Below are 19,083 nucleotides of genomic sequence, written 5' to 3' on the forward strand. Positions count from 1 at the left end.
GGGCGGGTCGTGTTGCTGTTTTTTCACCCTTGTGGGGGGTTCGCCGCCCCCCCCCCCCACACACCCCCACAGCTTGACGCCTGCCCAACCGGCCGCTGAATTGTTGGATGGGCCGGAGGTAGAAGTACACGGACCTTCGGCCCCGAGCAGACGCCGGGCCCGCCGCTGTTGAGGGAGAAGCGCTGGATGAAGTAGAGACCGCGCCCGCCAAAGTTGACCGTGCGGTTGAAGGTGAACGTCTCGGTTATCCCGGCGCTGGACACGTCGGCCCGCGGGGGCCGACGTCCCACAGGCTGTGCCGGCGGTTGCCGCCGTTGCCGTCCACGAGGTCGGCGGCACCGATGGTCGGCTCCGGACGCGACCGGGATGAAGCTCATCTTGCGGGTGCGCACGTAGACGGAGGACGAGGCGACGTTCGAGACGGTCCAGGTCGGATAGAACCGGCCCGACGCCACCGCCGGGCAGCCGATGCCGAGGTCACTGGGGTTGAACCAGACACTCGGCGTGCGCACCGCGGCCACCCGTTGCGCGGTGCCGTTCGAGACTTCCCGGTGGGCCAGGGCCGGGGTGGCCGTCAGCAACAGGAGGGAGAGTTCCGCTGTCAGCGACCAGGAAGCCGCGGGAACGCCGGATGACGCGTTTCATGGATGCCAGCTCCTTCACGTGGGTTGTCACGCGGCCGACGTGACGGCGCACAGAGGAGTGGTGCCGGGTTTGATGACGATGCGGCCGGCCTGGCGGAAGGCCGTCGGTACGACGCCGCGGCCCGCGCACAACACGAAGGCCGAGCCGGGGCGGGACTGGAGCGCGACGCTGCAACCGGCGGGTGGCCGGTTGTCGAAGGAGCCAACGGAGCCGGTCAGCGTGGCCGTGACCGCGCAGTCGGTGTAGGAGCGGCTGAACGCCGGCCCGGTGAAGTCAGGATTGCGGAACAGGGTGACCTGCCCGCCACCGGAGGGGGCCGCGTGGGCAGGCGTCGTGATCAGTGGCGCCGGGGTGGCCAGTGCCGCCGCGACGGCGAAGAGCAGCGCTGTTCGAGGCATCCGGATTCGGCCCATCACAGGCACCAGCCGGCTCTGGTCTCGTTCAGCACGAGGTTGTAGACGTGGACGCCGAGCATGGGGAAGCGCTCGCCGTCGCAGAACAGAATGTCCCCCGTGCTCGTGTCCAGCCAGCCGGACCAGTGGTTGGCAGTGAAGTAGTCCGCCCGCTTGCCGACGGCGTGGACACCGCTGCAGTAGTAGCGGCCGGTGGTGTTGTCACGGAAGTCCAGCACGGCGCGGGACGTCTGACAGCCCATCGAGGTCGCGGCGTGGCCGGTCGCGGGCGGTGCGGTCAGGGTGAGGGACGCGGCGGTGACGGCCAGTGCCGTCAGGGACGTGCGCAGCTTTTTCAACGGTTCTCCTCTCCGGGACGCCACGCGAAGGCGTCGCTTCATGCAAGTTGATGGAGACGCCAGAAACATAAACTGCCATGAGCGCAGGCGTCAACCAGTGTGAATCGATTCGTGGACTTCGACACATGTCAGCTAATGGCGCCATATTCGACGGCGGAGGCCGTGCGTGGTTGCGGCTCGCCCGGTCCGACGCGGACCGGATCGACAACCTCGGCGGCCGGCTGACCACCATCGTGACCAAGAGCTGCGGCCGGTGCTGGTCGATGACGGGTGAGCGCGCTGGTCACCATCGACGATCGGCCGTTCGCCGTGCTCATGTTCACCCTCGCGGATAACCGAACCGTCGCGATCGATGCCCACACCTGCCGGAGATCCAGGAGCTGGCCGGCATGATGGTCACGGCCACCGGCAACGGCTCGGTGCCCGCGACTACGATCGGCCTGGTCCACCTGCGTGCCGGCCAGGTCGTCAGCAGCACGTACCAGGTGCTGCGGCATTCGGCCGGCCTGCGTGCGGCGGGCGAGTCCGAGGCCAGGATCGCCGCCGCGGCGACCTGGCGGGACGGGCCGTACTTCACCGGCACGGAGCGGGCCGCACCGGCGCTTACCGACGCCGTTTTCCGGCCCGGAGCGGATCGAGTACCGCACGACCCATACGCCGAGGTCGCCAAACACCACGACGACAAGGCGATGGCCACCCTGATGCTGCCGCTCGCCTCGGCCGGCTTCTGGATGAACATCGCCCTCATCAACAAGCCAGCCGCATGCCGGCCTGACACGAGCGCCCTTGAGCGGGGATGCCCGGCGGGCAATCCCCGCGTCCCCTCGATCGTCAACTGGCGTGAGAGAGATTCCCGGATTCCAGCCATCTGAGTTTCGGAGATGTTAGGGTGCTGTTGTACTACGGGGGCGAGGAGGTGTGGATGTTCAACGGCTCAACGGAAGCCGCGCGTACGCTCGCGACCAAGCTTGACCACTTGTTCCACACCGTGCGTCCGCGCGACGGTGGCGAATACTCCCACGAGGAGGTCGCCGCCGCGCTGCGGGACAGTGGTGGCCCGACGATCTCTGCCACCTACATTTGGCAGCTACGTAAGGGCTTGCGCGACAATCCGACCAAGCGTCACCTCGAAGCATTGGCGGGCTTTTTCGGGGTGCCGCCCGCCTACTTCTTCGACCAGGCGGCGGCCGAACGGATCGACGCGGAGCTTGAGCTGCTCAATGCTCTGCGTGACACGTCGGTCAGGCAGATCGCCCTGCGCGCCTCGGGTCTCTCCCCCAAGAGCCTCAACGCCATCACCGAGATGGTCGAGCGGGTTCGCGAGCTGGAAGGACTGCCTGACGCGACCAAAGGGGCATGATGTCCGCAGTTCCGTTCAGACGGCTGCGCCGTAGCTTGAAGTCGAAGGTCGATGCCTTACCGCTGCCGACACCGTTCAGCATTCAGGCGCTGTGCGAACTCGTGGCCGCCGAGCGGCGCCGGCCCATCCGGCTCATGCCGATGGCACGGGGCGTCGAAGTGTGCGGTTTGTGGGTAGCACTCGACGAGACCGACCTGATTTTCTACGAGCAGACGACCACCTCCCACCATCAGCAGCACATCATTCTGCACGAACTCAGTCACCTGCTGTGCAACCACTACCATTCGGGTGCGCCCGAGCCTGATCAGTGGCGGTACCTGCTGCCCGATCTCGACCAGGGGATGGTGCGCCGCGTTTTGGGGCGGACCGCGTACACGGAGATCGAGGAGCAGGAGGCGGAACTGCTCGCCTCGCTCATCCAGCAGCGCGCCAGGCGGCTCGCCCCACTCCAGGTGGCGGCCGAGACCAACGCGCTGACCGGCCGCATCAAGACCCTGCTCGACTGGTCCGGCTCCGGTGGGCCCGAGCGGCCGAGCTGACGACAGGCGCTCACGATGGCGGACACGTTACGCCACTACGGCCCCGCCGCGGTCGCCTGGGTGCTGCTCGCCTACCGCGTCAGCAAAGGCCGGCGCGGTGCGCCGGACCCGGCCAGGGACACCGTCTGGCTCGTCCTGCTCGGCCTGTCACTGTCACTGACGTTGCTCACCCCCGCCGTGTACGCGTTCACCGGCCGCGTCAGCGGCGTCCCGAACCTCGCCCGGCTGCTCGGCCACGGCAGCATGCTCGTCGTAGCCTGGTCGGCCCGGACCTTCCTGTGGCACCTGAACCATCCGATCACCGAGGTGCAGCCGCGAACCCGCCTGCACCTCGGTTTCCTGGCCGCCACCTTCGCCGCGATGAGCGTGCTGTTCGTCCTGGCCGACACTCCGGTGGACGACGCCCGTTTCGCCGCACGCTACGCAGGCGACCCCTGGGTGCTCGAATACTGGCTGGTCTACATCGCCTACCTGACGCCGGCGTTCGCGAGCATGGCCGTACTCGGCTGGGCCTACGCGCACATGAGCACCGCTCCCCTGCTGCGCGTCGGCCTGCGACTGGTCGCCATCGGCGCCTTCCTGGCCATCGGCTACAACCTGCACAAGGCTCTCGTCTTCGCCTCCGAGCGCTTCGGGTTTTCCTATCCGCCCGCCGGACATCTCCTGATCGACGGGGTTCTGCCGATGCTGGCCCACCTGCTGGTGCTCATCGGCGCGACCCTGCCGGCCTGGGGCCGGCTGGTGAACGCCCCCGAGTCACTCGCGTGGCTGAGCCGCTACCGCACCTACCAGGCGCTGCGTCCCCTCTGGCGAGCCCTGTACGCGGCCAGCCCGCACATCGCCCTCACCCCCGCCAGCCCCGCCCTGGTCGAACTGGTGACGGTACGCGATCTCAACCTGCGTCTCTACCGCCGGGTCATCGAGATCAGGGACGGCCGTCTGGCGCTGATGCCGTACCTCGACCTGGACACCGCAACGGCCGCCCGCGCCCGCGCCGCCCAAGCCGGGCTGAGCGGCCAGGCCCTGGACGCCGCCGCCGAGGCCGCCGCGCTCCACGCCGCCCTGCACGCCAAGGCGCTCGGCGCGACCGCCGTCTTCGGCCCCGCCTCGCACACTCCCGGCGGGGGCGACCTCGACAGCGACACCGTCTTCCTCCGCGATGTCGCCCGCGCCTTCCATCGGCTGGAGCGCCAGTCCCACCATGGGTGAGCCCGCCGCCAGGCGCCCAGGCGGCTGCGACGTCGAGACCGGCGACTTGGACCGGCTGCCGGAGGCCGACGCGGTGATCGTCGGGCTCGACGCCGTGACGGCGGAGGTGATCGCGACCGGCGACCGCCTGAAGGTCATCGTCAAGCACGGCGTCGGCGTGGACACCATCGACGTGGAGGCGGCGCGGGCGCGTGACATCCCGGTCGTGTACGCGCCGGGCAGCAACTCCAGGGCCGTGGCCGAGCTGGCGTTCGGCCTCATGCCGGCCGCCGCCAGGAAGATCGCGGAATCGGACGCGGCCATACGGAGGCGCAGGTACAGACCCAGATGTAAGGGTAGGGCGGGTGGGACTTGAACCCACGACCCACGGATCAAGAAGGCGCGGGAGCTTGTGCGGTTGATCGGGTTTGCGGTTGTGGGAGGCGGAACAGCCGGTGCAGTCGGCGCAGGGCCTGTCGGTCGCCGGAGGCGGTGGCGGTGCCGTTGCTGATCGCTTCGGCGAGGGTTGAGCGGCCGGCGGCGAGGTCGCGGAAGGCCTCGCCGCCGATCGTGATGATCAGGTCGGGGTGCTGGGCCGGGCCGTGCACCGTTTCGATGGTGCCGTCGTCGATGCGGGCGTGGAAGATCTCCTCATCGACGCGAAACTCATACAGCGCACGCACGCTGGCAGCCGCCTCGGCGTCGAAGCACGCTCTCAGGCCGAGTACGGCCCAGCCGGGGTGGAAGGTTTCCTGTTCGAGGGGTTCGCCCATCGCCCATTTCAGGCCCCATCGGGCCAGCGCCAGCACTGCGGGGCCGAGTTCCTCGCCGGCCTGGGTGAGGGCGTAGGCGGGGGTGCGGGCCGGTGGAGGGAGGGTGACCTTGTGGATGAGTCCTTCGCGTTCGAGGTGCTTCATCCGTGCAGCCAGCAGACCGGTGCCCAGGCCGCGCAGGCTGTGTTGCAGGTCGCCGAAGCGTTTGGGGCCGGTCAGCAATTCGCGGATCAGTAGCAGGGTCCAGCGTTCGCCGATGAGGTCGAGGGTGCGCGCGGTCGCGCAGTACTGGTTGTAGGTTCGCTGTTCCACTTCAGCATTTTAATTCTGGAGCTTCTCGTTATTGAACTGCCCTGCGTGAGGCCTCCAGGAGGAGCCGGGCCAGCGCCCGCGGGTCGGTGAGCATCACGTCGTGCGGGCCGTCCAGGGCGATGGGCCGGTAGCCGATCGACGCGGCGAACTGGTCGAAGGCATAGGTCTGCGGCCGACAGTAGATGCCTGTGCCCGGTATCCGGTTGACTGCTCCGCTCAGCCGGGTCGTCTCGGTGAAGGTGCGCAGTGGCTGGGGTCGCAGGCGCTGGGCGAGCCAGGCCGCTTCGTCGGGGTCGGTGATGCCGAACATCGCCGGAGTGGGGGCAGGGATCTGGTTGCCCGCGCTGGTGCGGGCGGCGGCCTGGATCGTGTGGACGAAGGTCTCGGGTGCCAGGCCGAACATGCTGGCGCCGTCGTGGCCGGCCCAGCCGTCCACCAGGATGACGTGGTCCACCAGATCGGGCCGCAGGTCGGCCGCCTGCCGGACGGCCAGGCCCGCGTAACTGTGCCCGACCAGCACCAGATCGCCTTCCGGGGCGTCTGCCAGGGTGTCATCGGCCGCGGCGTCGAGGGCCACGATGATCTCCTGGACGTGCGTGTGCAGGCCGATGTCGCCGTCGAGGGTGAGGGCGGGGGCGATGGTGCGCGCCCCGGCTTGGTGCAGCAGTGGGGCGAGGCGATCCCAGGCCCAGGGGCCGTGCCAGGCGCCATGTACGAGGACGAAGGTGGTCACGAGTGTCCCTCCGTGCGGGCCACGGGGCGGTCCAGAGGGCGGATCAGGGGCAGGACGCGGCCGGCGAACTCTTCCAGGCCCGCGTGGTGGTCGTCGACGGCCAGGCGGATCACCATGTGGCGTGCTCCGGCGCCGGTGTAGGAGTTGAGCCAGTCGGCGGCCTCGTGTGCCGTTCCGGCGAACATGGCTTGTACGGTCTCGACGGCCTCCAGTGGGGCGTTGTAGTAACGCTCGATGCTCGTCCGCAGACGCGCGCGCGCCCGCTCGGGGTCCTCGTCCAGGCATAGCGTCGCGTACAGCGCGGGGGTAAGCGTGCGGACCGCCGCCTGCCGGATGGCGGCCAGGTCGCGAGCATAATCCTGTACGGCGGGCGGATAGGGCAGCCAGCCGTCGGCCAATCGCGCAACCCGCCGCAGCGCCGGTTCGCCGCCTCCGGCCAGCCAGATCGGCGGACCGGCCGGCCGGGCCGGCGCAGGAGCCAGCCTCACGTCGCGGAAGTCGAAATGCCGCCCGGTAAAGGACACCTCCTGTCCGGTCCACAGCCGTCGCATCGCCTCGATCGACTCCTCCAGGCGGCTGATGCGGTCGGGGAAGGCGACCCCGACGGCGGCGAATTGGGCCTCGGTGCCGGGGCTGGGGAATCCGCCGCCCATGCCGACGACCAGGCGGCCGTCGGCGAGTCGGTCCAAGGTGGCGAGTTGGTGCGCCAGCAGGACCGGATGGCGCAGCGCGGGCAGCAGTACCGCGGTACCGAGCGTGATGCCTCGGGTGGCGATGGCCACGGCTGCCAGCAGGAGCAGCGGGTCGGCGCGTGGCCTGGTCACGGGGCTGTCGCCGGCCCAGACGGAGTCGAAACCCAGTGATTCGGCGCGGCGCGCCTGGTCGACCAGCTGCTCCGTTTCGTGGTCGCCACGGGCGGTCTGATCGCGTGTCGGCAGCAGGTAGCCGATTGCCAATGGAGCCATGTGGTCGCCTCTCGTGATCGTGAGGTCCTTGATCATAGGCGTTGACTTCCTGTTTTTGAAGTCTAAGATTCACTTTTAAGAACTCATGGAAGGAACTCGTCATGACGAACGCGCTTTACACCGCCCAGGCCTCGGTGACCGGCGGCCGAGCGGACGGCCACGGGCGTACCGCTGATGGCAGGCTTGAGGTGGACCTGCGCCAGCCCAAGGAGCTGGGTGGGGACGGTGCAGGAACCAACCCCGAGCAGTTGTTCGCCATCGGCTACGCCGCCTGCTTCGCCGCCTCGCTGGCGCTGGTGGGGCAGCGCAGGCAACTACGCGCGGATGACGCGGCGATCGACGCGAAGGTCATGCTCATCCCTGCCGGCAACGGCGGATTCAAGCTGGGTGTCGAACTCGAGATCGGGCTGCCGTCGATCGCTGACGCCGCCCAGGCCTCCGACCTGGTCCGGGTGGCGCACCAGGTGTGCCCCTACTCCAACGCCACCCGCGGCAACATCGACGTGGCCTTGGTCGTCAACGGCACACGCCTGTGACACCCGCCGTGCCAGGCACGACGGCAACGTACAGGACCTTTGCCGGGGAGGTCGGCGGGAGCAGGACGTTGTCCGGCCTGTTGGCAACCTCGAAGACCGGGAGAATCGAAGGCGGCATCACGGGGGCCCTTGATGAACGCGAACCCATCGCGTAGGTCCCCGACGTGGCCGAGGAACGAGGCGGACCGTGGCGCGGCAAGCGACCCGGTGAAGGTGCTGTCGCGTGCACAGGAGTCCGACCGGTCCTCGATCTGACGGCTCATCCCCTGGCGGCGGAGCGACAGGGGATGAGCGGGATCAATTGCGGTCAGTCGCGGCGTGCGAACCGTACGGCGTCCGCGATGACGTGGCCGTCGGCGGCGTCGCGCAGCTCGACCGTGCCGGTGAGGCCCGCGGTGAAGCGGAACGTGCCCAGTGACACCCATTCGCCGCCCCGGTTGTCCGGGGTGCCGCGCACGGTCTGGTTCACGGCGATGGGGGTGCTGCCGGCGGCGTGGCGGACGACGTAGGTGGCGGCGCGGGAGCGGTTGGAGTGGGCGGTGTAGGAGACCTTGACCTCGTAGCGGGCATCGGCCGGGAGCGCAGGCCGCCAGCGGACCCTGGCGCTCCCGTCGCCCGGCGGGTGGTAGGCGTAGTTGCCGCCGTAGTAGCCGGCCACGCCGGTGCCGGACGACCAGGTGCCGGACACCACCGTGTAGCCGAGCGCCCCGTTGTCGACGGTGATGTCCTCGTTGACGTCCGCCCGGGCCGGAGCATGGATCAGGCTCAGTTCGTCGAGCGAGATGCTCCGCCCACCGCCGCGTCCGGGACCGGCCGGCGTGAACCGGACGGTGTGCGGGCCCGGGGTGAGCCGGATCGTGCCCAGGAGCAGCACATCGTAGCCTTCGGCGTGCTCTGAGGTGGTGTCGATGGTCGCGTTGCGGGGCTTGGCGCCGTCGACGGTCACGGTGACCAGGCCGCCGCCGGGAGTGCGGTAGTAGCGCAGCAGGAGGTCGTACTCGCGCTCGCGGTCCACGTTGAGGAGGTACTCCAGATGGTCGCCGGTGGCGGCAGGGGTGAATACGACGCGAGCGCCGTGGCGGGCCGTCGGTTCCTGGACGACCTCGACCGTGCCGCCCGAGTGCCGGGCGGGGCCGGCGAGGTTGTGCGCCTCCTCGCTGATCCCCGGGCCGGTGGCGAGGCTGTCGCGGCCCTGGGTGAGCCATTCGAGATTGAAGCGGGCGAGGTAGATCCTGAGCGGGAAGCTGGGGATGTCTCCGTCGCGGCCGTAGATCAGGACGATGGTGCCGTCGGACAGCCGGGCGAGGTCGGAGTAGTAGGAACGGCCGGGGTTGACGACGCGGCTGTAGCGGAAGGAGTGACCGTCGTCGTAGCTCACCGAGACGGTCATGTTGTGGCGCGTGGGGGCGTCCGGGCGGCTGAACAGGATGCGGTCGCTGGAGTAGCCGAGCAGGCCGGCGTCCACCGCGTTGAACGTCCCTGTCGCGCCGTCCAGCTTCGGCGGCGACCAGGTCAGGCCGCGGTCGTGGCTGACCGAGATGATCCGCTGCCGGTTGCCGCCGGCGGCCGCGCGCCCGTTGATGAGGACGGAGCCGTCGGCTCGCTGTACGAGCCTGGCCTCGTTGATCGGGTAGTCCGCGGAGACCGGTACGGCGCCGGTGGCCTGCCAGGTGCGGCCGTGGTCGTCGCTGTAGATGGAAGCGACCCCGTACATGCGCTGCGCGACGGTGTTGCCGACGATGACCCGCCGGTGGGCGACGTTCATCAGCAACCAGCCGTTGTCGAGCTGGATGCCGTGGCCGGGGCCCGGGGCATGCAGGGTCCATTGGTGGTCGAAGTGGTCGAACAGGTCGGCGAGCACAGTAGGTTGCCCCCAGGTGAGGCCTCCATCGGTGCTGGAGACGACGTGCAGGACGCCGGTGTCGCCGGAACATGAGGTGTTCTGCGGCAGGCGCTCGGACAGGGCGTAGAACAGGAACACCTCGCCGGTGGTGCGGTCGCACACGAGCGCGGGGTTGCCCCACGACTGCCCGCCGACCGAAGGCACCACGACCTCGGAGGCGCTCCACGTGATGCCCTTGTCGGTGCTGCGGCGCACCAGCAGGGCGCGCGGCCCGGCATCGCAGACTTCGTGACGGCCTTCAGCGAAGGCCAGGATCGTGTCATCGGGCAGCACGGTGAGGCCGTGCACGTGATAGTTCGCCAGCGACCCTGATGAGGAGTCCCACAGGATGGTCCTCGCGTAGAACGGCGCGGCCGCCCTGGCCGGGATGGCTCCGGTCAGGGCGGTCGCGCCCGCTGCCATGCCCAGGGTCCCTAAGGCGAACGTCCTGCGGCCTATGGGTCGGTCAGTCACGTGTGTGCTCCTGCGGGTGCCAGATGGGGTGGGGTAAGCGAAGTGGTGAGTGCAGGCAACCGGTCGAGCCTGGCGTTGTCGCGGGGCGCGACGCTCGCGGTGCACGGGTGATGCCGAGCCGATGACCTTGTTGCGCCTGCCTGGCGAGAGCCGTGTCGAGGCGTTGGCGACGTGACCCCACTCGCGAATGGCGGACCGTGGCGCCGGTCCACGGGCCATTCGCGCCTCCCGCTTATGCGCTACAGCATGATCGACGCCGAGTCTCCTCACCGCTACATGTCGATGTCAATAGGGCGGCCGGAGACAACGTGCCACGGTTTGATGCCGCGCTCTTGTCGTGGTGGTTCGGCAGTTGGTTGATGGACCGGTGGGCCTTGCGATCATGTGGTCGGCCAGGTGGCCTTGCTGGTCGGTGAGGGGTTGGTTGTAGCCGACGTCGAACAGGTAGGGCAGGCCGGCGCCCATGTCGTACGGCTTGGGGAAGGCGGCGAACCATGGTGCGCTGGGGTCGGCGAACTCGAAGGCGTAGGTCGGGACCTGGCGTGAGAGTGCCTTGCCGGTGTCGAGGGCGGGGGCGGGCGTATTCGGCGTCGGTCAGGGCGGTGGCCGGCGCCGACCGTGCTGGTCCGCTCGGATCTGTCCAAAGACGTTGAGCTGCTGGTGCTCCGTCACGAGAACCAGGTGCTCCGCCGTCAGCTTGGCGGCCGGCCGCGGTGGGATCACGCCGGCCGGCTCTGGCTGGCGGCCGGAGTACTGGGGTATGAGTGGCCGCTGCCTGAGCTCCCCACTCAAAGCGCACCCGCTATGTCCTGATCTGTGGGCTTCTGGTCCTTGTAGCCATCTCTGTGAGCCGCGAGGCTGGTGGGGTGGGAGATGTGGTCGTGGCCGTCTATGACGGCGTGGTGCTGCTGGACGTGGCCGGTCCGGTGCAGGTTCTGCACGGGTCCGGCTGCTACCAAATCCGGCTCGCCTCGGTCGACGGACGTCCGGTGCGTACCGATATCGGTGCGCCCTTGGGGGTGGACCTGGCTCTGGGCGAAGTGGCGGGATCGGTCGGTACGTTGCTGGTGCCGGGTTACGCCTACCCCGACGGTGACCAGCCGGCCGAGCCGTTCCTGAGCCGGTTGCCCGATCTCGTCCGGCGCGCCCGCCGGGTGGCCTCGGTGTGCACAGGGGCGTTGCTGCTGGCCGAGGCCGGGCTGCTGGACGGGCGGCGGGCCACGACGCACTGGGCCGCCTGTGCCGACCTGGCCTCCCGGTTTCCCCGGGTCGCTGTGGAACCCGATGCCATCTTCGTACGGGACGGGCCCGTGGTGACCTCGGCCGGCGTCACCGCCGGAATCGATCTGGCGCTCGCCCTCGTCGAGGAGGATCACGGGCCGGAGATCGCGCGGGCGGTGGCCAAGCACATGGTGGTGTTCCTGCAACGTCCGGGCGGCCAGTCGCAGTTCAGCGTCCGCACAGCCGTCGCCACGCCCCGCCACCCCGCGTTGCGGCGGCTCCTGGACGCGGTCGCGGCCGAACCGGCGGCCAACCACACCCTCGCCGCGATGGCCGACCGCGCCGCGGTGAGTGAACGTCATCTGACCAGGCTGTTCCGCCGTGAGGTCGGCCTCACCCCCGGCCAGTACGTCGAGCGGATCCGGGTCGAGGCGGCGCAGGCCCTCCTGGAGACCAGCGCGGCCGGCGTGGAAGCGGTCGCCCGCAGTTGCGGCTTCGGGTCCGACGAGACGATGCGCCGGGCGTTCCTGCAGGTCCTGGGCACGACACCGACCGCCTACCGCCAGCGCTTCCGCACCTCCCGCGTCAACCCCTGATGTGACTGTTTCGAAGGAGACCCTATGAGCTCATCCATGCCCCGCCGCACCTTACTGGGAGCCGGCCTCGCCGGTGCGGCCGCTCTGGCGGCCGGCACACCCGCCGCGTCCGCCAAGACCACCGCGTCCGCCGATTTGTCCTTCCCCGCCACGCCGGTCGCCCGGGCGGCCCACCGGCTGGTCACGGACGCCCAGGAGCCGTACCTGCGCAATCACAGCCTGCGCAGCTTCCTGTTCGCCCGCGCCGCCGCCGCGCAGGCCGGGCGCAGGCCGGGCCGGGACTACGACGCCGAGGTCATGTTCCTCATCTGCGTGCTGCACGACATGGGACTGACCGCCCGCGCCGACACCGGCCAGCGATTCGAACTCGACGGCGCCGACTTCGCCGCCCGCTTCCTGGAGGAGCGCGGCATCACCGACCGCCGCGTCGACACCGTCTGGGACGGCATCGCCCTGCACACCTCCAACACCTTCCACCAGTCGCCGGTGTTCGCCCGCCGCCGCCCGCCCGAGATCACCATCGCCCAGGACGGCATCGGCATCGACCTGACCGGCGGCCCCGACCAGCTGCCCGCCGGCTACGCCGACCGCGTACACGCCGCCTACCCCCGGCACGGCGGCGCCCGCACCCTGACCGACGCCATCATCACCCAGGGCCTCGCCGACCCACGCAAGGCGCCGCCCATGACCCTGCCCGGCGAGATCCTGCACCAACGGCATCCCGAGGTCCCCTACCCCACCTGGGAGAACATCCTCGACGCCAGCGGCTGGGACGACTGACGAAGGCGTTCAGCCCATCGAGTCGCTGCCGTCATCCGGAACGAACGTGACTGCCACGCAGCGACGAACCACGCGGCCACGCGCAAGGTGAGCGCCCGGGCTGATCCATCGGTCATGGGCCTCACCCCGTCGTGCTGGTCACGCGCGTGATGTCGCCAACCCCGGCTGTTTCAGGTGGCCCCCACGCTCCCGCTGCCGAGCCGACAGCATCCTGAAGGACCGACACCGCCATTCCCGCCATCGGCGGGTTACTCACGGTGCGGCATCCGCGTGACCCTTCCCGGACAATCAACCGGCACCAGCCAAGGAAACCCCACGTGAACGACACCTTCGACGGATTGCCGTTTCCCCGCACCGACCTGGCGCTGAGCGCCATGCGGTTCGCCCGCGACATCGAGGATCGGGCGATTTTCAACCACAGCATGCGGACCTATCTCTACGCCCGCCTCCTCGGCCAGCAAGAAGATCTGCGCCCCGGCCACGACCACGACGACGAGCTACTGCTCCTGGGCTGCGCCCTGCACGGTGCCGGGCTCAGCGATCAGGGCAACGGCGATCAGGGTTTCGACCTCGACGGCGCCGATCTGGCCGCCGGCTTCCTCACCGGGCACGGGCTGGCACCACAGAAGGCGGAGATCGTCTGGGATGCCATCGCCCTGCACCTGTACCCCGGCGTCGCAGGGCGCAAGCGCCCCGAGATCGCGCTGGTGTCGGCCGGTGCGGGATTCGACCTCAACCCCTCCGGGCCGTACGCCCGTCCCACCGGTTACGCCGACCGGGTCCATGCCGTTCTCCCGTGCCTGCACGCCACGGCGGTGCTCAGGGACACGATCGTGGCCCAGGCACTCGACAGCCCGCACAAGGCACCGCCGTTCACCCTGCCCGGCGAACTCCTCCGCCGGCAGGCCAAGGCGACCTGGCCGACCTGGGAGCAGCCCATGGCCCAGGACCCCTGCTGGCATGACTATGACGGCTACCAGCCGATGCCGGCGACGGCGGCGCCCGGCACCCCATGATGGACGCGAGCACGATGGTGCTGCTGGGAACACTGACGGTGGCCATGTTCAACGTCGGGGTCATCTGGCTCACGCAGGTCGTGGTCTATCCCGCCTGGGCGCTGGTCGGCGAAGCGGAATGGAGCGCCTTCCACGACGCCCACAAGCGACGCCTGCCGGAGACGGCGTTCATCCCGCATGGGCTGGCCGTCCTGGGCGCGCTGCTGCTCGCCATCCTGCCGCCCGCCCATGCGCCGAGCTGGGCCGCCTGGATCGCACTCGCCATCGAGGTGGTCATGCTGACCGCGACCGTCACGTACTGGGCACCGCTGCAGATGCGCCTCAACCAGCGGCGTGACGACCGGCTGCTGCGCCTGTTGCTCGCCACCCACTGGATCCGGGTCGGGCTGGTCACCGCATTCGGCGCGCTGCTGTGCTGGATGACGACGCTCACCATCGGCCGGTGACGAAGCTGCAGAACACGCACCTTTTCCCTCCTCCACACAGCTTAAAGGTGACGAGTCATGGCGCGGCGATCAATCCGCCGGCCAGGCCCGGCGCTGCTCGTCCTGGCCTGGCTTGCCGTGGGCGGCGGACTGGATCCGTTCACCGGCAGGCTGACAGAAGTCGCCACCAATGATCAGGCGGCGTTCCCGCCCCAGAGCGCGGAGTCGACGCGCGTGCTGGAGGCGCAGGACAAGCTCCGCCGGAGCGACACACGACCGGTCATTGTCGGGTGGACCTCGGACGGCGCGAAGGTCACGCCTGAGCAGAGCGCGGCGGCCACCCGTGCCCTGGCCACCCTGAGCGGCACCACGGGCGTCGTCGGCACGCCCACGCCCGCCACCGGCTCCGCCGACGGACTGGCGCTGCGGGGCGTGATGCAACTCAGCAGCGATCCCGGCGATCTCGGCGGCATCTTGGAGCGGATCGGCACGGTGGTGGCGGTCGAGGGAATGACGGCGCGGCTCGCCGGCCCAGGCGGCCACCCGGGCCGACCTGTCCGACGCCTTCGCCGGCATCGACGGCCTGCTGCTCGGCGTCGCGTTGATCACCGTGCTGGTCATCCTGTCGGCGTTGTACCGCAGCGTACTGCTGCCGCTGGTCATCATCCTCGGCACGGTCTTCGCCCTCGGGCTGGCATGCGCCGTGGTCTATCTCCATCGGCAATCCGACGAATGACCGACGTTAGTTCTCGGCTATCTCAAGGGTGACCGACGCGCCATCCGGGATCGCCCGAAGCTCGTCCACACTCGCGTCAATGCGCCCCAGCGGTACTTTGCCGGGCCAGTAGCCGACAGGGCCGTAATAGAGGGCAATCCATTGGCCGGGCTGATAGTACCCAACTTCGGGGATCTCTGGCTCGTCACCATCAGGCGCACCCGCCATGGAAAGCGGGTTCGGCAGCCTGACGACCTTTTCGTCGTATCCAGCGTAGTCATTGGCCGTCACCGTGATTGGAAGCCGCGCCACCAGGCCTGTTGCCGTCGGATTATCGTACAGCCGGACGGTGAACGCCTTTTCGCCGACCCGTATCGCTATTTTCCTATCGGACAGCGACCTCGAATTATCGCTCGCAGCACTTACTCCTTGCGCATTGCCGCTGATTGTCGCTGGTGGAGCCTGCGGCGACCCCCCGCCGGGGTTGCCCGACTGGCTCGTGCATCCGGTAAGGAACACCGCGAAGGCGAACACCGCCACCGCCGTGGATCGTGCTCTTTTCACCATGCGCTTCCCCTCGCTTTCGTCAAGGACATCTGTCGTGTACGCCGACCGGCCCGTTCCCCCGGGGTTTGTTGCGGCAGCGTCCGATAGCCGATGGTGCGCTGATTCATGCGCGCACTGTTTCGGGGTCCCAGCCCAGCAGCTTGCCGGTGTCCAGGGCGTCGATGGCGGCCAGGTCCTCGGCGGACAGCGTGAAGTCGCCGATGGCGAAGTTCTCCGCGAGGTAGCGGGGCGTGAAGTTCGAGACGCCGATCGACCGGATCAGGCCCTCGGCCTGCGCCTGCTCCATCGCCTCCCACGCCTGGACGCGCTTGTCCTGACCGGGGACCGGCCAGTGAATGAGATAGAGATCGAGATAGTCCAACCCCAGCTGGTGCAGGCTGTCCTCAAGCGCTCGGCGGGCGCGCCCCTGATCGGAGTTGTCCAGCTTCGTGGTGACGAACAGGTCCTCACGGGCGAGGCCGGACTCCCGGATCGCCTGGCCGACGCCGGCCTCGTTGCCGTAGGCCGAGGCGGTGTCGATGTGGCGGTAACCCACGTCCAGCGCCGCCGCAACGGTGGGGACGATATCTCTGCGCGAGACGTAAGGCCGGCGCGGCAGAGCCGACGGCTTCGCGTCGGCGGCGGCCTGTTCAGCCCGCACAGCGCGAGCCGGACGCTCCCATCGACCGGGTTGAGCGGTGCCCGCGTGCGGCTCCCAGTCCAGGGTTAGAGCGCCGTCAGGGCCTGAGGAGTGCCTTGATCGCGCGGCGCTCGTCCATCGCCTGGTAGCCCGCGGCGACCTGCTCCAGCGGCAGGGTGAGGTCGAACACCTTGCCCGGGTCGATCCGGCCGCTCAGCACACGCTCGATCAGGTCGGGCAGGTAGCGGCGTACCGGGGCGGGGCCGCCGCGCAGGCCGACGTGGGAGAAGAAGAGCTCCTGCCCGTCGATGGCGACCTCGTGCAGGACGCCGACGAAGCCGACGCTCCCGCCCGGCCGCGTCGCGTACAGGGCCTGCCGCATGGCCTGGGCGGTGCCCACGCACTCCAGGACCGCGTCGGCGCCGATGCCGCCGGTCAGCTCCTTGATCCGGGCCACGCCCTCCTCGCCGCGCTCGGTGACGATGTCGGTGGCGCCGAACTCGCGGGCCAGCTTCTGACGCGGCTCGTGGCGGCTCATCACGATGATCCGCTCCGCGCCGAACTCCCTGGCGGCGATGACCGCGCACAGGCCGACCGCGCCGTCGCCGACCACCACGGCGGTGCAGCCGGGGGTGACCTCGGCGGCGTCGGCGGCCCACCAACCGGTGCCCATGACGTCGGAGACGGCCAGCAGCCCCGGCCACAGCTCCTCGTCCGGCACCTCATCGGTGGCGACGAGGGTGCCCTGGGCGTTCGGGATGCGGACGTACTCGGCCTGGCAGGTGCTCATGAACTCGCGGTTCAGGCAGTTGGACGGAAAGCCGTTACGGCAGTTCGCGCACGTGTTGTCGGAGGTGGCGAACGATCCGACGACGAACTGGCCCGGCCGCAGTGCGGTGACGTCGCTGCCGACCTCCTCCACGAACCCGACGTACTCGTGTCCCATCGGGTGCGCCTGTTCGGTCGGCTCCACGCCGCGCCAGGACCACAGGTCCGAGCCGCACACGCAGGTGACGGCCGTCCGGATGACCGCGTCGGTCGGCTCGAGGATCTTCGCATCCTCCACGGTCTCGAAACGCACATCGCCGGGGCCGTGGATCATTGCTCCGCGCATCAGAATTTCCTTACATGTATAGGTATCGTGCCTAGATGTTTCGGTCGCGGCGTCCCGCGGCCTTCGCTGAAGTCGCGCGGACACCCGCCGCATTCCAGGAAACCGGCATTCCGCAGCGGTAACCAGTTACCGTCGAAGGGTGTACTGCCAGTACACCCCTCCCCGTCTGACCAGGCCGTACGCTCGGAGTGTGGACAATCGTGACGAGGTCCGCGAGTTCCTCACCTCGCGGCGAGCAAAGATCACCCCGGCCCAGGCCGGCCTGCCCGCCGGATCCCGGCGGCGGGTCCCCGGCCTGCGCCGCAGCGAGGTTGCGGCCCTGGCCGACCTGAGCGCCGAGTACTACGCCAAACTCGAACGCGGCCACCTCGCCGGCGCCTCTCCGGCCGTCCTGGAAGCCGTCGCCCGCGCCCTGCAGCTTGACGACGCCGAACGCACCCACCTGCTGCACCTGGCCCAGGCCGCCGAGGGCTCCGACGTGCTCACCCGCCCGCGCCGCCGCGCCGCCCGGCCGCAGACCCTGCACCGCAGCCTGCAATGGACCCTGGACGCGATCACCGCCGGACCCGCCCTCGTGCAGAACAGCCGGATGGACGTGCTCGCCGTCAACCCGCTCGGACGCGCCTTCTTCGCCGACCTCTACGCCTGCCCGGCCAACCAGGACAACCTGGCCCGCTTCGCCTTCCTCGACCCCGCCTCCCGCCGCTTCTACCCCGACTGGGGCCCCTTCGCCGACATGTGCGTGGCCATCCTGCGCACCCACGCCGGCCGCAACCCCCACGACAAGGAGCTGCACGACCTGGTCGGCGAGCTGTCCACGCGCAGCGACGAGTTCCGCACCCGCTGGGGCGCGCACAACGTCCGCCTGCACGGCACCGGCACCAAACGCTTCCACCACACCGCCGTCGGCGAGCTCAGCCTCGCCTTCGAGGGCCTGCAGCTCGTCGCCGACCCCGCCCTGACCCTGACCATCTACACCGCCGAACCCGGCTCACCAGCCGAAGAGGGCCTGCGCCTGCTCGCCTCCTGGGCCGCCACCCAGGAAACCCGGACCCCCACCGAGCCGCTGACAGCCGACTGACGGCCGATTCGCCGTACACGCGGCAACGATCCCAGGAGTTGACCTGCGCGCTCGGGCCATCGGCGAAATCCGCGAAGCTCGTCTCCGGCCTGCGGCGGCTTGGGATGACCAAGGGCGGAACGAGTCCCTACCGGCACCGCGTGCAACACCATCCGCCCCGGCCTGCATGACCGAAGACGTCCGATGCGTCGACGGCAACGGATCCAGGACGTCAGCCGCCGCCTGCAGCCCTTCATCGACACCACCACGAGTTCCTTATTCTTGTTCGCGATCGTCTTCTTCAGCTTCGTGATCTCGGCGCGGAGCCGGACCTCGACTTCCGGGGGCGCGCCGCGTGCCTTGACAAATGCGTTCGCGTTCGTCGGAAGTAGGGCTCACGTGGCGTCCTTGACAGTGATGTGGGTGTCGGCCAGGCCGCGGAGGCGGACGGCGTTGGCGCGGAGCCGATCGCCGATCGGTCGCGCGGCGAAGGCAGCACGCCTGTCGAGGAACTCGGCGCGTTCGCGGAGTTGGGCGGCGTGCTCGTCGGTGCGGATGATGTTGCCGCAGCTGTCTGACGACATCCAACCTGATAGTCCGCCACACCTCTTGATAGTCGGCCCGCGAGTGCGATCTCCAAGGTGGCAGCTGCAGCTTGGGGAACCGGGGCAGGCCACGTAATTTAACGGCGCATGTGGGGTGGCGGCTGGCATGACGGCGGCTGCGTCCCGGTCCTGCTGTCGGCCGCATCGTGTTGCCCCATCCGGAAAAGCCGGGCGACTGGATCGTGGGGCGCTGGCCACCCCGTTCCG

General features: G+C 69.4%; 23 protein-coding genes. 12 read left to right on the plus strand and 11 right to left on the minus strand.

Going from position 1 to position 19,083, the window contains the following annotated elements; genetic code table 11:
• Positions 1–671: 671 nt before the first annotated feature.
• A complete protein-coding gene (locus AB0I81_RS55810) occupies positions 672–1,058 on the minus strand; it encodes a hypothetical protein (RefSeq protein ID WP_360677051.1) in 387 nt (128 codons plus the stop codon).
• A complete protein-coding gene (locus AB0I81_RS55815; protein WP_360677053.1) occupies positions 1,058–1,396 on the minus strand; it encodes a hypothetical protein in 339 nt (112 codons plus the stop codon). The genes AB0I81_RS55810 and AB0I81_RS55815 overlap by 1 nt, the downstream gene beginning before the upstream one ends.
• 389 nt (positions 1,397–1,785) lie before the next feature.
• On the opposite strand from AB0I81_RS55815, the gene AB0I81_RS55820 reads away from it, so the two are divergent.
• From AB0I81_RS55820 to AB0I81_RS55840, 5 genes are read left to right on the plus strand one after another with little or no spacing between them, the layout of a single operon-like run.
• On the plus strand, positions 1,786–2,268 hold the full coding sequence (locus AB0I81_RS55820) for a carboxymuconolactone decarboxylase family protein (protein WP_360677055.1): 483 nt from the start codon (positions 1,786–1,788) through the stop codon (positions 2,266–2,268).
• A 17-nt stretch (positions 2,269–2,285) separates the two neighbouring features.
• Positions 2,286–2,756, plus strand: coding sequence for a helix-turn-helix domain-containing protein (locus tag AB0I81_RS55825; protein ID WP_360677057.1), 471 nt, complete (start codon positions 2,286–2,288; stop codon positions 2,754–2,756).
• Positions 2,753–3,295, plus strand: a complete 543-nt coding sequence (locus tag AB0I81_RS55830) for a hypothetical protein (protein ID WP_360677059.1) — start codon at positions 2,753–2,755, stop codon at positions 3,293–3,295. The genes AB0I81_RS55825 and AB0I81_RS55830 overlap by 4 nt, the downstream gene beginning before the upstream one ends.
• 15 nt (positions 3,296–3,310) lie before the next feature.
• Entirely contained in the window at positions 3,311–4,504 is a 1,194-nt protein-coding gene (locus AB0I81_RS55835) for an MAB_1171c family putative transporter (protein ID WP_360677061.1), read from the plus strand.
• On the plus strand, positions 4,497–4,859 hold the full coding sequence (locus AB0I81_RS55840; RefSeq protein WP_360677063.1) for a hypothetical protein: 363 nt from the start codon (positions 4,497–4,499) through the stop codon (positions 4,857–4,859). The genes AB0I81_RS55835 and AB0I81_RS55840 overlap by 8 nt, the downstream gene beginning before the upstream one ends.
• Before the next feature lie 16 nt (positions 4,860–4,875).
• On the opposite strand, the gene AB0I81_RS55845 is transcribed toward AB0I81_RS55840, so the two are convergent.
• Genes AB0I81_RS55845 through AB0I81_RS55855 form a run of 3 tightly spaced genes read right to left on the minus strand, consistent with a single transcriptional unit; the run spans position 4,876 to position 7,266 of the window.
• Positions 4,876–5,568 (minus strand): winged helix-turn-helix transcriptional regulator, encoded by a 693-nt coding sequence (locus AB0I81_RS55845; RefSeq protein WP_360677065.1) that lies wholly within the window; start codon positions 5,566–5,568, stop codon positions 4,876–4,878.
• A 28-nt stretch (positions 5,569–5,596) separates the two neighbouring features.
• Positions 5,597–6,301, minus strand: a complete 705-nt coding sequence (locus AB0I81_RS55850; RefSeq protein ID WP_360677067.1) for an alpha/beta fold hydrolase — start codon at positions 6,299–6,301, stop codon at positions 5,597–5,599.
• A complete protein-coding gene (locus tag AB0I81_RS55855) occupies positions 6,298–7,266 on the minus strand; it encodes an LLM class flavin-dependent oxidoreductase (protein WP_360677069.1) in 969 nt (322 codons plus the stop codon). Before AB0I81_RS55855 ends, AB0I81_RS55850 begins: the two co-directional genes overlap by 4 nt.
• 101 nt (positions 7,267–7,367) lie before the next feature.
• Between AB0I81_RS55855 and AB0I81_RS55860 the strand changes: the two genes are divergently transcribed.
• Positions 7,368–7,802, plus strand: coding sequence for an organic hydroperoxide resistance protein (locus tag AB0I81_RS55860; protein ID WP_360677071.1), 435 nt, complete (start codon positions 7,368–7,370; stop codon positions 7,800–7,802).
• 307 nt (positions 7,803–8,109) lie between these two features.
• Here AB0I81_RS55860 and AB0I81_RS55865 read toward each other — a convergent pair whose 3' ends face one another.
• The gene (locus AB0I81_RS55865) at positions 8,110–10,158 is read right to left on the minus strand and encodes an exo-alpha-sialidase (protein ID WP_360677073.1); all 2,049 of its coding nucleotides are present in this window, start codon (positions 10,156–10,158) and stop codon (positions 8,110–8,112) included.
• Between the two features lie 866 nt (positions 10,159–11,024).
• Between AB0I81_RS55865 and AB0I81_RS55870 the strand changes: the two genes are divergently transcribed.
• The 4 genes from AB0I81_RS55870 (at position 11,025) to AB0I81_RS55885 (ending at position 14,217) form a co-directional block, all read left to right on the plus strand.
• Positions 11,025–11,975, plus strand: a complete 951-nt coding sequence (locus tag AB0I81_RS55870) for a DJ-1/PfpI family protein (RefSeq protein ID WP_360677075.1) — start codon at positions 11,025–11,027, stop codon at positions 11,973–11,975.
• Between the two features lie 24 nt (positions 11,976–11,999).
• A complete protein-coding gene (locus AB0I81_RS55875; protein ID WP_360677077.1) occupies positions 12,000–12,755 on the plus strand; it encodes a hypothetical protein in 756 nt (251 codons plus the stop codon).
• 317 nt (positions 12,756–13,072) lie between these two features.
• The gene (locus AB0I81_RS55880; RefSeq protein WP_360677079.1) at positions 13,073–13,771 is read left to right on the plus strand and encodes an HD domain-containing protein; all 699 of its coding nucleotides are present in this window, start codon (positions 13,073–13,075) and stop codon (positions 13,769–13,771) included.
• On the plus strand, positions 13,768–14,217 hold the full coding sequence (locus AB0I81_RS55885) for a hypothetical protein (protein WP_360677081.1): 450 nt from the start codon (positions 13,768–13,770) through the stop codon (positions 14,215–14,217). The genes AB0I81_RS55880 and AB0I81_RS55885 overlap by 4 nt, the downstream gene beginning before the upstream one ends.
• Before the next feature lie 173 nt (positions 14,218–14,390).
• Here AB0I81_RS55885 and AB0I81_RS55890 read toward each other — a convergent pair whose 3' ends face one another.
• A complete protein-coding gene (locus tag AB0I81_RS55890) occupies positions 14,391–14,669 on the minus strand; it encodes a hypothetical protein (RefSeq protein WP_360677083.1) in 279 nt (92 codons plus the stop codon).
• A gap of 113 nt (positions 14,670–14,782) precedes the next feature.
• On the opposite strand from AB0I81_RS55890, the gene AB0I81_RS55895 reads away from it, so the two are divergent.
• The gene (locus tag AB0I81_RS55895; RefSeq protein ID WP_360677133.1) at positions 14,783–14,932 is read left to right on the plus strand and encodes an MMPL family transporter; all 150 of its coding nucleotides are present in this window, start codon (positions 14,783–14,785) and stop codon (positions 14,930–14,932) included.
• A gap of 6 nt (positions 14,933–14,938) precedes the next feature.
• On the opposite strand, the gene AB0I81_RS55900 is transcribed toward AB0I81_RS55895, so the two are convergent.
• The 3 genes from AB0I81_RS55900 to AB0I81_RS55910 form a co-directional block, all read right to left on the minus strand.
• Complete coding sequence (locus tag AB0I81_RS55900; RefSeq protein ID WP_360677085.1) at positions 14,939–15,451, minus strand: cyclophilin-like fold protein; 513 nt, start codon at positions 15,449–15,451, stop codon at positions 14,939–14,941.
• 130 nt (positions 15,452–15,581) lie between these two features.
• Complete coding sequence (locus AB0I81_RS55905) at positions 15,582–16,118, minus strand: aldo/keto reductase (protein WP_360677087.1); 537 nt, start codon at positions 16,116–16,118, stop codon at positions 15,582–15,584.
• A 76-nt stretch (positions 16,119–16,194) separates the two neighbouring features.
• On the minus strand, positions 16,195–17,211 hold the full coding sequence (locus AB0I81_RS55910; RefSeq protein ID WP_360677089.1) for a zinc-dependent alcohol dehydrogenase family protein: 1,017 nt from the start codon (positions 17,209–17,211) through the stop codon (positions 16,195–16,197).
• Positions 17,212–17,401: 190 nt separating this feature from the next.
• Here AB0I81_RS55910 and AB0I81_RS55915 point away from each other — a divergent pair, with 190 nt between their 5' ends.
• Positions 17,402–18,292 (plus strand): helix-turn-helix transcriptional regulator, encoded by an 891-nt coding sequence (locus tag AB0I81_RS55915; RefSeq protein WP_360677091.1) that lies wholly within the window; start codon positions 17,402–17,404, stop codon positions 18,290–18,292.
• A 374-nt stretch (positions 18,293–18,666) separates the two neighbouring features.
• Here AB0I81_RS55915 and AB0I81_RS55920 read toward each other — a convergent pair whose 3' ends face one another.
• A complete protein-coding gene (locus tag AB0I81_RS55920; RefSeq protein WP_360677093.1) occupies positions 18,667–18,855 on the minus strand; it encodes a hypothetical protein in 189 nt (62 codons plus the stop codon).
• Between the last annotated feature and the right edge of the window lie 228 nt (positions 18,856–19,083).

Source organism: Nonomuraea sp. NPDC050404, assembly GCF_040655495.1.
GTDB lineage: Bacteria > Actinomycetota > Actinomycetes > Streptosporangiales > Streptosporangiaceae > Nonomuraea.

What these genes read in the sequence shown, in the direction of transcription:
- AB0I81_RS55860 (WP_360677071.1), top strand. Translation starts at nt 7,368, where the DNA reads ATGACGAACGCGCTTTACACCGCCCAGGCCTCGGTGACCGGCGGCCGA.
- AB0I81_RS55920 (WP_360677093.1), bottom strand. Translation starts at nt 18,855, where the DNA reads ATGTCGTCAGACAGCTGCGGCAACATCATCCGCACCGACGAGCACGCC.
- AB0I81_RS55840 (WP_360677063.1), top strand. Translation starts at nt 4,497, where the DNA reads ATGGGTGAGCCCGCCGCCAGGCGCCCAGGCGGCTGCGACGTCGAGACC.
- AB0I81_RS55855 (WP_360677069.1), bottom strand. Translation starts at nt 7,266, where the DNA reads ATGGCTCCATTGGCAATCGGCTACCTGCTGCCGACACGCGATCAGACC.
- AB0I81_RS55835 (WP_360677061.1), top strand. Translation starts at nt 3,311, where the DNA reads ATGGCGGACACGTTACGCCACTACGGCCCCGCCGCGGTCGCCTGGGTG.
- AB0I81_RS55830 (WP_360677059.1), top strand. Translation starts at nt 2,753, where the DNA reads ATGATGTCCGCAGTTCCGTTCAGACGGCTGCGCCGTAGCTTGAAGTCG.
- AB0I81_RS55820 (WP_360677055.1), top strand. Translation starts at nt 1,786, where the DNA reads ATGATGGTCACGGCCACCGGCAACGGCTCGGTGCCCGCGACTACGATC.
- AB0I81_RS55890 (WP_360677083.1), bottom strand. Translation starts at nt 14,669, where the DNA reads ATGCCGCCGAGATCGCCGGGATCGCTGCTGAGTTGCATCACGCCCCGC.
- AB0I81_RS55810 (WP_360677051.1), bottom strand. Translation starts at nt 1,058, where the DNA reads ATGGGCCGAATCCGGATGCCTCGAACAGCGCTGCTCTTCGCCGTCGCG.
- AB0I81_RS55875 (WP_360677077.1), top strand. Translation starts at nt 12,000, where the DNA reads ATGAGCTCATCCATGCCCCGCCGCACCTTACTGGGAGCCGGCCTCGCC.
- AB0I81_RS55910 (WP_360677089.1), bottom strand. Translation starts at nt 17,211, where the DNA reads ATGCGCGGAGCAATGATCCACGGCCCCGGCGATGTGCGTTTCGAGACC.
- AB0I81_RS55885 (WP_360677081.1), top strand. Translation starts at nt 13,768, where the DNA reads ATGATGGACGCGAGCACGATGGTGCTGCTGGGAACACTGACGGTGGCC.